Raw genomic sequence first — 12,544 nt, 5'->3', positions numbered from 1 at the left:
TGTCCGAGGCGAGGCACTTTAAGTCCGCCATTGCGTCCAGAGAGCTCTATTGAGATTTTGATGACCCAACTTTACTGACGGGTGAGCGGAGATGGTGCACGAGTGTCAGAACATCTGGCAGGCTTTTACGCTTGTTTGAGCCGTTAAAACAGTTTACATATCTAAAGGTAAGTCATTGATATATCACAAGTGAATGACGCCATGGTTTACAAATTTGTGTAGCTTATTCAATGGTAGTGCGCGGATTGCAAATCCGTGTACAGGAGTTCGATTCTCCTACTCGCCTCCACTATTTTCAAGCATTTAGCTCGCTTCAGGCGGAACCGAAATCTGGCCCGTGACATAGCACGTATCACATGGTTTTTCTCGTCGCCGTTCGCGTCGCATGCGGGGTGCGGTTGAACCGAATGTTGGCCTTTCCGCAGTGTTGCCGTTGGTGCTCGCGCGATCGGGGTTAGCGCGGCGCTGACGGAAGCTGTGAAAGATCGACCCCCGGCGCATCTTTAAGCGTTCTAAGCACGATCTCGGACCTCACTTGCGCAACAAGCTCATGTGGCAGCAATTGCTCGTGTATAAAGCGCGCAAAGCTTTCAAGATCGGGGGCGCGCAGGTCAAGGATGTAATCTGCATCGCCTGATACGGAAAAGGCCGCCCGCACCTCGGGGTGGCGGGCGATAAAATTGGCGAAGCCGCTTTCGTTGTCGCCGCCGTGGCTGCGCAAGTTGACGCGTACGATGGCGCGCAGCCCGAAACCAAGGCGGTCTGCATTCAGTCGCGCAGAGTACCCCGAGATCAACTGCGCTGCCTCAAGCGCTGCGCGCCGCCGGGAGCATTGCGACGGGGAAAGGTTCACCTTTTCTGACAGGGCTGTGTTGGTCATCGCCCCGTCTTGCTGGAGCGCCCTGAGAATTGCGATGTCGAATCCATCAAGCGACATAATTCCCCCGCTGTCTGCCAGTTGTGTGCGCAGTTGCTACCATAAATGACGTATTCTTATAGTTTGGGGTCCTTAGATGCAATTTCTATGTATATGTGGCCTGTTCCATCGCTCAATATACACGCACCTTGCACTCCAAATGCTCCACAATGGTTTCAAATAGCATTGAGAGGAGTTTGCATCATGGGACCGTTCCCGCACGACGCACCGAAGGCCACGATTTCCGACCTGAACCCTGCAGGGACCGACGGGTTCTCATTCGTGGAGTTTGCGCACCGTGATCCAGCTGTTCTGGACAAGCTGTTTCGCCAAATGGGTTTCGTTCCAGTTGCCAAGCATAAATCCAAGGACATCACATTGTATCGCCAAGGGGATATTACCTATGTGCTGAACGCGGATAAAACCGGACATGCCGCCAAGTTTGTCCAAGAGCATGGCCCCTGCGCACCCGCCATGGGCTGGCGTGTCGTGGACGCGCAGCATGCGCTACGCCGCGCCGTTGATCTTGGGGCTAAGGAATACACTGGCAACGGCAAAGCGATCGAGGCACCGGCTGTATACGGCATCGGCGGATCGCTCCTGTATTTTATCGATACCTATGGGGATGCTGGCAGTGCCTTTGATGCAGACTACAACTGGCTGGACGAGGCGGACCCTCGACCCGAGGGGTTCGGCTTTTTCTACCTCGACCACCTGACGCATAACGTTATTCGCGGGAATATGGACACGTGGTACAGGTTCTACGCCGACACCTTCAATTTCAAAGAAATCCGGTTCTTTGACATCAAGGGTAAGCAGACTGGCCTGACCAGCCGCGCGTTGACGTCGCCAGATGGAAAAATTCGTATCCCCATCAACGAAAGTGCGGACGACAACAGCCAGATCGAAGAATATCTGCGCGAGTATAAAGGCGAAGGCATCCAACATATCGCGATCGCCTCTAACGACATCTATGGCGGTACCGAAAGCATCGCTGACGCAGGTATGGAATTTATGCCAGGGCCGCCCGCTACCTACTATGAAATGAGCCACGCACGTGTGAAGGGGCACCAAGAGCCGATCGACAAGATGCAAAAGCGCGGCATTTTGATTGATGGCGAAGGCGTTGTTGGCGGAGGCGAAACCCGCGTGCTGCTTCAGATTTTTTCTAAAACTGTGATCGGACCGATTTTCTTCGAATTCATCCAACGTAAGGGGGATGACGGGTTCGGCGAAGGCAATTTCCGCGCGCTGTTCGAATCCATCGAGGAAGACCAAGTCCGCCGCGGTGTCTTGCAGGCATCCCCTGCAGAATGATCTGGACAGATTTGTCGTCTGCCCCTGAAAAAGGCACGTTCGTCGCGCTGGCGGCGGACGTTAACGGGGCCACGGTGTTGACGGTTACAACGGCAGCAGGGGATTTTCCCCTGCTGTTGGTGCGACGGAATGACGGTGTCATTGCCTTCGTTAACATGTGTCCGCATCAGTTCCTGCCTCTTGATTATCGTTCAAATCAGGTGCTGTCGGTGGATGGCAGTAAGCTGATGTGCAGCGCTCATGGCGCGATGTTTGACGCCGGCACGGGCGCAGGCGTCGGGGGAAACGGCCTTGGGTGCGATCTGATACCCGTGCCGGTGGCGCAAATAGACGGGCAGATTGTCATCGGCTGACCCGATCTGGGGGCGCTTTCGAAACTGGCACCCTTGGACGCCGCGACGTTTCCGATGGGCTTTAGGGTAGATCGTTCGATTCTTGCTTTCGTTTGGGGGTGGCGTCGCGCACTCTGTGCGCCCCGGCTATGGCATCTGCTATGTTTTAGCCGTATTATCTGCCAAACACGGAAAATTGCGCCTATTGCCCTGACTGGCCGTTGCCCGGCGGGCGGTGATGTGGCATCTCACGAGACAAATAACTGAACGAAAGAGTTTAGCTGATGACAGATTTCACAGCCCGCCGCACCATGATGGTTGATACTCAGGTGCGCCCTTCGGATGTTACCAAGTTCCCTATCATTGATGCGATGCTCAAGGTGGCGCGCGAGGATTTTGTGCCGGTGGCCCGCCGCGAGGCAGCTTATCTGGGCGAAAACATTAGCTTGGGCGAAGGACGCGTGCTGCTTGAGCCGCGGACGCTGGCCAAAATGCTGGACGATCTTGGGGTCGAGAATGACGAGCTGGTGCTCGATATCGGCTGTGGCTACGGCTATTCCTCTGCCGTGATCGCGCATATGGCCGAAGCGGTCGTCGCCGTCGAGGATGACGAGCAGATGGCGAAAGAAGCGCAGGAAACCCTGATTAACGCGGATATCGACAATGTCATCGTGCACCATGGACCGCTGGCCGAAGGGGCGCAGAAACATGGGCCCTATGACGTGGTGATTGTGCAAGGCGGCGTCGATGAGGTGCCCGAAGCGCTGCTGGCGCAGCTCAAGGATGGCGGGCGGATCGCTTGTTTGTTCATGGACGGCCCCCTGGGCGAGGTGCGTTTGGGCTACAAAAGCGAACGTGGCATCAGCTGGCGCAAAAGTTTCAACGCCGCCGCCCCTGTCTTGGACGGGTTTACCCGTGCGAAAGAATTCCAGCTTTAAGCTATCAGAACTGCTGCAGATGACGGCAGAAGCAGTGACACCGATGGAGTGTGAGATATGATGAATACGGGCAAGATGCGGTCCGTCCGCAGCATGATCGCGGCGTCCTGCGTCGGTTTGGGTCTGCTGGCACCGATGGCCACACAGGCAGAGACATTGGCCGATGCGCTGGTTGGGGCCTATAACAACTCGGGCCTGCTGGACCAGAACCGTGCCGTGTTGCGCGCCGCAGATGAAGATGTGGCGATCGCGAAATCCGCGCTCAAGCCCGTGTTGCAGTGGACGGGGAACCTGACGCAATCCTACAACCAGTCGGTCAGCGGGGGCACCACCTCTATTCCGGCGGGTTTCAGAAGCTCCACCGATTCACTGACGACATCGGTGAACCTTGTGGCGTCGCTGCTGGTCTATGACTTTGGATCGTCGCGCTATTCGATCGAGGCGGCAAAGGAAACCGTGCTAGCTACGCGCGAAACGCTGGTCAGTGCCGAACAGCAAATTCTGCTGCGCGCTGTCGATGCCTATATGACCGTGATCCAGACGCAGCAGCTTGTCTCTCTGGCCGAGAATAACGTGCGCGTTCTGACGCAGGAGTTGCGCGCCGCACGTGACCGTTTCGAAGTAGGCGAGGTGACCCGCACCGACGTATCGCTGGCCGAAGCAGAACTTGCCGCCGCACGCAGCAACCTTGCCGGTGCGCAGGGCGATTTCATCAGCGCGAAAGCCTATTACAAGGTGGCCGTGGGGCGTGAGCCAGGTCGCCTAAGCCCCCCACCAAGCCTGCCGAAGCTGTCCAACAGCATCGCGACGGCCAAAGCACTGGCGGTGCGGCAGCACCCCGATATCCTGACCGTCCAGCACCAGGTCGCCGCTGCTGATCTGCTGGTACGCAGCAACGAATCTGCACTGAAGCCCAATGTTTCGGTGCAGGGGTCATACGGGCTAACCGAGACGTTTGATTCCCAAGCCTCGACACGCAGTGGGTCGATCGGCTTTCAGGTCGGTCAAACGATTTACCAAGGCGGTGCTTTGTCTGCCGGTGTACGACAAAGCCAGGCGAACCGTGACGCGCAGCGCGGCAACCTGCATGTGGTGGTTAAAGACGTGGAACGCGCGGTCAGCGATGCCTATGCGGGGCTTGCCTCTGCCCGGGCACAGATCGAAGCCTCCCAGCGTCAGGTACGCGCGGCACAGATCGCCTTTGACGGTATCCGCGAGGAAGCCAGCCTTGGCGCGCGCACCACATTGGACGTTCTGGATGCCGAGCAGTCCTTGCTCGACGCCCGCTCCGCCAGTGTGTCGGCGCAGTCCTTGCTTTATGTAGCGGCATATTCCGTGCTTTCCGCGACGGGTCAGCTGACCGCGCAGGACCTGAAACTGCCGGTGCAAATCTATGATCCCTCCGCCTATTACAATATGGTTAAGGATGGCCCCACGAAATATTCAAAAGAGGGGAAGCAGTTGGATCGCGTACTGCGGGCGCTGCAAAAAGACTGACATTTTCACCACCCCCATTGTGAGAAGCCAACCTTCGGGTTAGACTATTCGCGAAGAACGAGTGGTGATTAAATATGTCCGAAACCGTCACAAACGCAGAGGTCGAAGACGTTCTGTCTTCGATCCGCCGTCTGGTCTCAGAAGATCGCAAGCCGGCGCAGAAGCCGTCGGAAGTACCTGCGATTGAAGAGAAACTGGTGCTGACGCCGTCCTTGCGCGTGTCCAATGACGCGCCTGTGGCCGCCCCTCGGAAAGAGGCGAAACCAGAGGCGGTTCAACCCCGGTCGGCGTCCTATCAGGATGCGATGCAGGACATGGATGCCGACGTTGAGACGGGCGAGGGGGCGGATTTGTCCGCCTCGGATCGCAATCAAGTTGCCGAAGATTTTAAGTTTATTTCCGGCCGCGAACCGCGCTTTCGCGCCCAGTTTGCTACGCCCGCAGGGGATGGCAAGCCGCAGGATACGGCCGAGCCGCCGCGCAAGTTGGCCTTTAGTGCGCCACGTGCTGCGGCATACTCCACCGATATGCTCAACCTTGGCTCATCCGAGCTGGTCGATGACGTGCCACCGACGCCGGACCGGTTGAGCGCGAAAATCGCTGCCCTTGAAACAGCGATCAGCCGCATTCCCGAAAACTGGGAACCTGACGAGCCCGGCAAAAGCGATTATTCCGGCAGCGAAGACCCCGCGATGGCCTGGGAAGACGACGTTGAATTCGACGCCACCGGCGCGCCTGTGTCCGATGTCGCCCCAAACGATGCGGAAGAGGGTCTGCTGGACGAGGATATGGGTTGGCACGATGCAGTCGAGCCCCATGCACCCCAAGAGCATGCCGAACCCCAAGACCGTGTTGTGGACGGCCCCTTTGCCACCCGCGTGACCGCAGCAGATGCGACTGTGACCGATACCACCGAAGCGGCGCAGGATGATGATGCAACGCTTGGTTTCGGGCCGGATGAATATCTGGACGAAGAGATGCTGCGTGATCTGGTGTCTGAAATTGTGCGCACAGAGCTGCAGGGGGCCTTGGGTGAACGGATCACCCGCAACGTCCGCAAACTGGTGCGCCGTGAAATTCACCGCGCCCTTACGTCGCAAGATCTGGAATAAACGCCTACACGCGCAGGCGCATCTTCGTGCGTATGAAAGGGCAGGGCGCTACGCTTTGCCCTTTTGCGCATCAGGTGGTCGCAATGCCAGACCGCACGACACTATCACATTTAACCATAAAAAAACGCGGCCCGTAGGCCGCGTCTTTTTGTTCAAACTTTTGGCAGTCTTCAGGCAGCTTCAGCCTGTTGTGCAGCGTGGCGACGCTCGGACTCTTCGCGGGACAGGGCGACAGAGGTACGGACACCTTTGCCAACAAAGTCCATCAGACCTTCGACAACACGCTCGTTGGGGTCGATGCCCGCGCAGCTCAAGACTTCGCGGCCATCGCGGGAGCGAGCCCAACGGGCAATCTGTTCTGGACCGTTACCGTATTTCTTGTCATCGGCAATCGCATCGTCCAATGCAGCCAGTACCACAGCTGCGAAAAGTTTGCGGGCACGGTTACCTTGTTCATTGTTAAAGGCAGTGCCATCAACGAAATCTTTCATCTCGTCGTCCTTTCTATTATTCTTGCTCTTGTCATTTAGGCGTGGGGTTCCTTATGACCGAAAGAGCGCGATTCGGATACACCTTTATTGCATAACACTCATGCGTTATCTGCATGGCTTTCGCAGTTGCAGCATCGGGTGCGCTGTCTTGCGGGGGTCGACGTTGATATATATAGGTCGGTCCAATCTCTCTTCAACTTCATTGCTATGGTGCTGATACATGCCAAAGATTAACGGGAACGAAATTCGGCCAGGAAATGTGCTCGAGCATAACGGTGGTCTCTGGGCAGCGGTCAAGGTCGATCATGTCAAACCGGGCAAGGGCGGTGCCTTTGCTCAGGTCGAAATGCGCAACCTGCGCAACGGGTCGAAACTGAACGAACGCTTCCGCAGCGCCGACAAGGTTGAAAAGGTCCGGCTAGAGCAAAAAGACCAACAATTCCTGTATGAAGACTCAGGTATGCTGGTTCTGATGGACACCGAAACATACGAGCAAGTGCAGCTTTCAGCCGAGCTTCTGGGCGAACGTCGCCCCTTCTTGCAGGACGGTATGATGGTCGTGGTCGAGTATCACGAGGAAGAGGCGCTGAACGCGTCCTTGCCACAAAAAGTAACCTGTAAAATTGTCGAAACTGAACCGGTCGTCAAAGGCCAGACAGCGGCGAATTCCTTCAAGCCAGCGGTGCTTGATAACGGCGTCAAAGTGATGGTCCCGCCCTTCGTCGGACAGGACGAAGACATCATCGTGAACACCGAAACGATGGAATATTCCGAACGCGCGTAAGTTGTGGTGTGACGCTACGTCATAGCTTCGCTGCAGTGCAGAGCCCCGGTGAACGCCGGGGCTCTTTTGCGTTGCGGGGCAGGCGGGTCACTGGGCTCGGCGGCGTCACCCCTCCCTCATCGCGGGTATTTGTTGCTAATATGCAACTTTTTCGGCGGGCCGCGCACGCTGTCATCTCGGGCTGCCTCATATTTGCGCAGCGCCGCCGCGGGGCCCTAGCCGTCGGTCACCATGGTCACCGTGGCATCCCCCGCCTGCATCGCCGCCTTTGCGCGGTCGTACCGCAGATAGGCCAGCGCATGGGTGCCGGTGCGGGTAAAGATCGTACCGGCAGGTTTGCCATCGGCGGTGATGTCCGTGCCGGTTTCTACGGGCGCGCTGATCTCGACCCTAGCCAAGCCTTTGCGCAGCTCGGTCTTGTGTTTCATGCGGGCCGTTACCTCTTGTCCGACATAGCAGCCCTTGCGGAAATCCACACCGTTCAGCCGCTCGAACCCCATTTCGAGAATGAAGCTGTCCGAGGTAAGCTCTGCCCCAGTTTCGGGGATCATGTAGGTCACCCGCAGCGCGTCCCAATCGGTGGTGTCATCGGTTTGCGGTGTGTCGCGATAGGCGCGCCAGCCGATGCGGGCATCGCGGGGGTCGCTATAGGCATTGTCGGGCGCGCTCTCTAGCCCGCGGTGCAGATGCAGGCCGGTCGCGTCTATGGTGACATCAGCCCGCAGCTTGTACATGGTCAGGCGTTGCACCAGCGCGTCGGCATCTGCCTCGGCCACGTCCAGCAAAACGCTGTCCCCGTCGGCGGACAGGAAGAAATCGGTGATGAATTTGCCTTGGGGCGTCAGGATCGCGGCATAGATCGGGGCCTGATCCAGCTTGCGGATATCGTTGGTCACAAGGCCCTGCAGAAACTCGCGGGTGTCGGGGCCTGACAGTCTCAGGATGCGGCGGCTGGTCATATCGCTTGTCCTTTCAATGGTTAACATGACATATAGCAGCGCAGTTCGAAGCTGAAAGGGGCAACCATGCGCGCGCCTATATCTGTTGTCATTCCGACCTTGAATGCCGAAGCGCCCCTGACCGGCTGCCTGACCGCCCTGATGGAGGGGCTGGAGGCAGGGTTGATCCGCGAGCTGATCATCAGCGACGGGGGATCAACCGACATGACCCTGACCTTGGCAGAGGCATGGGGCGCAGAGATCGTCAGCGGTCCGGCATCGCGGGGCGGACAGTTGCGGCGCGGCTGTGCGAAAGCGCAATCCGACTGGCTGCTGGTGTTACACGCCGATACGCGGCTGGCACCGGGGTGGACAGGGCCTGTCACAGCGCATCTGCGGGGGCATAAAGCGGGGTGGTGCCAGCTTCAATTTGACCAAGGCGGCATGGCAGGCAAAGCGGTGGCCGCTTGGGCGAACCTGCGCAGTCGGTTGGGGCTTCCCTATGGGGATCAGGGGCTGCTGCTGCCACGTGCGCTTTATCAATCGGTTGGCGGGTATCCTGATCAGCCGCTGATGGAGGATGTAGCGCTGGCGCGTGCCCTGCGTGGCCATCTGCTGGGGCTGGAGGTCACCGCGGTGACGTCGGCCGACAAATACGCGCGGCAGGGCTGGTTGCGTCGCGGGACGCGGAACCTATGGACATTGATCCGCTATTTCGCAGGGGTCGCCCCGGCCAAGCTGGCCGAAGGCTATGCCAAGTGATCAGCGTGCCGGATGTTGGCCTAGTTGCCGAACAGCCGGAGCCCGATACGTTGCAGCAGGTTCGGCTCGACAGGTTTGAGGCCGCGTTCCATGCGCCGCATCGCCGCTAGATTGCGCCCGTCGCTGACGGTTTTTCCATCCTCGAACTGAAGCCGATAGAGATCGGCATAGATGCCGCCACGGGCCAAAAGGTCTTCGTGTTTGCCTTCATCCATGACGCGACCACGGTCCATCACAACGATCTTATCCGCGCCGCGGATGGTAGACAGACGGTGGGCGATGACCAAGGTGGTGCGCCCCTGAGAGAGACGGTCCAGCGCTTGCTGCACGACTTTTTCTGACTGCGCGTCCAGCGCGCTGGTGGCTTCGTCCAACAGCAGGATCGGTGTGTTGCGCAGCAGGGCGCGGGCAATCACGACACGTTGGCGCTGCCCCCCCGACAGGGCAGAGCCGCGCGGACCGACGCGGGTTTCAAGCCCATGTTCAAGCTTGGGCAAAAAGTCAGACACATGCGCCGCATCCAGCGCCTGCTGCAGCTCTTCGTCAGATACATTCTCGCGGCCCAATACGATATTCTCGCGCAGGGTCTCATCAAACAAAAGCGCCTCTTGCGTCACGACAGAGAACAAGCCGCGCAGCGCGGGGATGTCCATCTCTGTCAGAGGGACGCCCGCGATGCTGACGCTGCCCTCTTGTGGGTCGATCAGACGGGTCAGCAGGTTGAATATCGTCGATTTCCCCGCGCCAGATGCACCGACAAGCGCCGTCGTCTCGCCTGCCGCCGCATGCAGTGTGAGATTGTCCAGCACCTTGGCATCACCGTAAGACAGGCTCACTCCCTCCAGCACGATATGCGGTGGGGTGGTGGGCACAGGCGTGGGGTTGGCAGGCGAAGTGAGGTGTACCGGCTCGTCCATCAGCTCTTTCAGACGTTCCAGCGCGGCAGCAGCCGTTTGCCACAACCCGCTGATCGCCCCCAGACGCCGCAGCGGGTTAAAGGTGAACCCCATCGCGGTAAAGAAGGTCATGAACTGACCGATGGTCTTGTCGCCCTCGATGATTTCGTTGCCGCCATAAAGGATCACGGCCATGAACCCGATGCCCGAGATGATGTCGATCATCCCCGGAATGGCCGAGTTCCCGAAAGACGCGCGCACCTCGGTGCGGATATATGTTCTGGTCAGGTCGCGGTATTGCTTGGCCTGATACTTCTCAAGCGCGTTGAGCTTGATTTGCACGATGCCGTGGAAAACCTCGTCCAGCCGTGTCGACAGGGTCGCGCCCAGATCTCGTGCCTCGCGCGACCGCGCGCGCACAAAGCGCTGCGCCAATGCTGCGGGCATGACCATCAGCGGCAAGCCGATGCAGGCCAGCAGCGCCCAGACCGGGTCAATAGAGATCGCGACGCCGAGCAACACGATCAGCCCGATCAAGTCGCGACCGGCACCGGTGATCACCGCCTGCCAGACCGACCCGATGGCATTCACATCCGATTGCACGCGCTGGATCAGAAAACCCGGGGGGTTCTGTTGGTGAAAGGCCCCGTCCTGCACCATCATCCGGTCCAGCAGATCGATCCGCATATCAGCCGCCGACTTCTGCTTGATGCGTGTCAGCAGCACCTTCTGCACCACACCCGACACGGCGCGCAGGACGAAAATGCCCACCAGCACCAAACCAACCCACAGCAATGCGCCTTTCTCACCAGCGACGAACACCTGATCGAACATCGGCTGCATCAGCTTTGCCAACCCGCCCATGGTCGAGGCCTCGATCGACATGAAGATGATCGCGACAAGCAGCACCCACATATGCTTTTTCAGATAGTCGCGCCAAAGCCAGGTCAGCAGTTCGCGCGAGGTATAGGTCACATCACTCATATAAAGGCCGGTTCCTTTGGGCATATACAGTTACGGGTTTACGCAGCCCTTAGGGGCAGGGCAAGCTGCCTGCGCGCTTTGTGTGATTGACGCGGCGCTGGCTGCGGATAAGTTGCAAGAGATTTTTTTCCTGCTGAAGGGCCCCCGTGTCATGTCGAAACTTTCCAACCTGTCACAAGGGCGCGGTTACCTCGCGATCCCCGGTCCGTCGGTCATGCCCGAGGCTGTGTTGAACGCGATGCACCGTCCGGCCCCCAATATCTATGCCGGTGAGATCGTCGATATGATGCCCCCGTTGATGGCAGATCTGCGCCGTATCGCGGGCACGCAGCATCAGGTGGCGATGTATATTGGCAACGGCCACGCCGCCTGGGAGGCATCGCTTAGCAATGTCGTAGCCCCCGGTGACAAGGTGCTGGTGCCCGCGACAGGGCGCTTCGGTCACGGCTGGGGCGATGCCGCCACGGGAATCGGGGCAGATGTCGAGGTGATGGATTTCGGCCTGCAATCCACAATGGACATCGACCAGATCGCCGATCGTCTTGAGGCGGACACCAACCACGAGATCAAAGCCGTGCTGGCTGTGCATGTGGATACCTCGACCTCGGTGGTCAACGACATCGCCGGTCTGCGCGCGGCCCTGGATGCGGCAGATCACCCCGCGCTGCTGATGGTGGACTGTATCGCGTCCTTCGCGTGTGACCGCTTCGAGATGGACAATTGGGGGGCCGATGTCATGGTCACCGCCTGCCAGAAAGGGCTGATGGTCCCGCCCGGTGTCAGCTTTGTCTTCTTTAACGACCGCGCGGCTGCGGTGCGCGATGCGATGCCACGGGTCAGCCGTTTCTGGGATTGGACCCCGCGCGCCAACCCCGAGGAGTTTTATCAGTACCACTGCGGCACGGCCCCAACGCACCATATCTACGGCCTGCGCGCGGCGCTGGATATGATCCACGACGAGGGGCTGGAAGCCGTCTGGCAGCGTCACGAGACTTTGGCCCGCGCCGTGTGGGCGGCCTGCGACGCATGGGGTGCAGATGGCGATCTTTCCTTGAACATCGCCGATCCCGCTTTGCGCAGCCATGCGGTGACAGCGCTGCGGCTCAAGGCCCCCCAAGCGACAGATCTGCGCGACTGGGTCGAAGGCAACATCGGCCTGACCCTCGGCATCGGTCTGGGCATGGCCCCCAAAGGCAGCCCCGAAAGCCACGGGTTCTTCCGTCTGGGCCACATGGGCCACGTGAACGGACAGATGATCATGGGGATGCTTGGCGGGATAGAGGCCGGGATGTCCGCACTCGGGATCAGACGCGGCTCCGGCGCGCTAGAGGCGGCGGCGAAGGTGATCGGCGGGGCCTAGCCCCGTCGCGCGGCTATGCGATCGATCATGGCATTGACGGCCCAGCCTGACAGCGCCACCGCCAGCAGGCCCCATAGCGCCCAGATGACAACAAACACCCAAAGGATATTGACGCCGAACATCACAACGCAGGCGCTGGTATAGTTAGGGGCCGATTGGCCGCGGTCGGAAGAGCGCATGGTGCCACCTCGCAACTGGATCATGGCCCAGCATAGGC

General features: G+C 59.1%; 13 protein-coding genes. 8 read left to right on the top strand and 5 right to left on the bottom strand.

The genetic code is table 11. The features are described from left to right. Window positions 1-454: 454 nt before the first annotated feature. Window positions 455-937, bottom strand: a complete 483-nt coding sequence (locus GLP43_RS13150; protein WP_272903198.1) for an Lrp/AsnC family transcriptional regulator — start codon at window positions 935-937, stop codon at window positions 455-457. Window positions 938-1,120: 183 nt separating this feature from the next. Here GLP43_RS13150 and hppD point away from each other — a divergent pair, with 183 nt between their 5' ends. The 5 genes from hppD to GLP43_RS13125 all read left to right on the top strand — a co-directional run bounded on the left by hppD (window position 1,121) and on the right by GLP43_RS13125 (window position 6,112). Next, window positions 1,121-2,233 (top strand): 4-hydroxyphenylpyruvate dioxygenase, encoded by a 1,113-nt coding sequence (gene hppD, locus GLP43_RS13145; protein WP_237279661.1) that lies wholly within the window; start codon window positions 1,121-1,123, stop codon window positions 2,231-2,233. Next, a complete protein-coding gene (locus GLP43_RS13140; protein ID WP_237279660.1) occupies window positions 2,230-2,586 on the top strand; it encodes a Rieske (2Fe-2S) protein in 357 nt (118 codons plus the stop codon). Before hppD ends, GLP43_RS13140 begins: the two co-directional genes overlap by 4 nt. Before the next feature lie 263 nt (window positions 2,587-2,849). Continuing rightward, window positions 2,850-3,503, top strand: coding sequence for a protein-L-isoaspartate O-methyltransferase family protein (locus GLP43_RS13135; protein WP_237279659.1), 654 nt, complete (start codon window positions 2,850-2,852; stop codon window positions 3,501-3,503). 57 nt (window positions 3,504-3,560) lie between these two features. Beyond that, window positions 3,561-5,000 (top strand): TolC family outer membrane protein, encoded by a 1,440-nt coding sequence (locus GLP43_RS13130; protein ID WP_237279658.1) that lies wholly within the window; start codon window positions 3,561-3,563, stop codon window positions 4,998-5,000. Between the two features lie 74 nt (window positions 5,001-5,074). Then, window positions 5,075-6,112: a hypothetical protein gene (locus GLP43_RS13125; RefSeq protein ID WP_237279657.1), complete on the top strand. Its 1,038-nt coding sequence runs from the start codon at window positions 5,075-5,077 to the stop codon at window positions 6,110-6,112. Window positions 6,113-6,282: 170 nt separating this feature from the next. Here the strand turns inward: GLP43_RS13125 and GLP43_RS13120 are convergent, their stop codons facing one another. Continuing rightward, on the bottom strand, window positions 6,283-6,603 hold the full coding sequence (locus GLP43_RS13120) for a DUF6280 family protein (RefSeq protein WP_005849321.1): 321 nt from the start codon (window positions 6,601-6,603) through the stop codon (window positions 6,283-6,285). A 220-nt stretch (window positions 6,604-6,823) separates the two neighbouring features. Between GLP43_RS13120 and efp the strand changes: the two genes are divergently transcribed. Continuing rightward, window positions 6,824-7,387 (top strand): elongation factor P, encoded by a 564-nt coding sequence (efp, locus tag GLP43_RS13115; protein ID WP_237279656.1) that lies wholly within the window; start codon window positions 6,824-6,826, stop codon window positions 7,385-7,387. Window positions 7,388-7,602: 215 nt separating this feature from the next. Here the strand turns inward: efp and ygfZ are convergent, their stop codons facing one another. Then, window positions 7,603-8,346, bottom strand: a complete 744-nt coding sequence (gene ygfZ, locus GLP43_RS13110; RefSeq protein WP_237279655.1) for a CAF17-like 4Fe-4S cluster assembly/insertion protein YgfZ — start codon at window positions 8,344-8,346, stop codon at window positions 7,603-7,605. A 66-nt stretch (window positions 8,347-8,412) separates the two neighbouring features. On the opposite strand from ygfZ, the gene GLP43_RS13105 reads away from it, so the two are divergent. Continuing rightward, window positions 8,413-9,087 carry a TIGR04283 family arsenosugar biosynthesis glycosyltransferase gene (locus tag GLP43_RS13105; protein WP_237279654.1) on the top strand — a complete coding sequence of 225 codons (675 nt, stop codon included), beginning with the start codon at window positions 8,413-8,415 and terminating at the stop codon, window positions 9,085-9,087. Between the two features lie 20 nt (window positions 9,088-9,107). Here the strand turns inward: GLP43_RS13105 and GLP43_RS13100 are convergent, their stop codons facing one another. Beyond that, entirely contained in the window at window positions 9,108-10,967 is a 1,860-nt protein-coding gene (locus tag GLP43_RS13100; protein ID WP_237279653.1) for an ABC transporter ATP-binding protein, read from the bottom strand. A gap of 151 nt (window positions 10,968-11,118) precedes the next feature. Here GLP43_RS13100 and GLP43_RS13095 point away from each other — a divergent pair, with 151 nt between their 5' ends. Beyond that, window positions 11,119-12,327 carry a pyridoxal-phosphate-dependent aminotransferase family protein gene (locus tag GLP43_RS13095; protein ID WP_237279652.1) on the top strand — a complete coding sequence of 403 codons (1,209 nt, stop codon included), beginning with the start codon at window positions 11,119-11,121 and terminating at the stop codon, window positions 12,325-12,327. On the opposite strand, the gene GLP43_RS13090 is transcribed toward GLP43_RS13095, so the two are convergent. Further along, window positions 12,324-12,530, bottom strand: a complete 207-nt coding sequence (locus GLP43_RS13090) for a hypothetical protein (protein ID WP_237279651.1) — start codon at window positions 12,528-12,530, stop codon at window positions 12,324-12,326. The two genes, GLP43_RS13095 and GLP43_RS13090, sit on opposite strands and share 4 nt — an antisense overlap. Between the last annotated feature and the right edge of the window lie 14 nt (window positions 12,531-12,544).

This window comes from Sulfitobacter sp. M39 (genome assembly GCF_021735935.1).
GTDB lineage: Bacteria > Pseudomonadota > Alphaproteobacteria > Rhodobacterales > Rhodobacteraceae > Sulfitobacter.
Note: the sequence above shows the minus strand (reverse complement) of the source record. Positions and strands in the feature narration are given on the sequence as shown.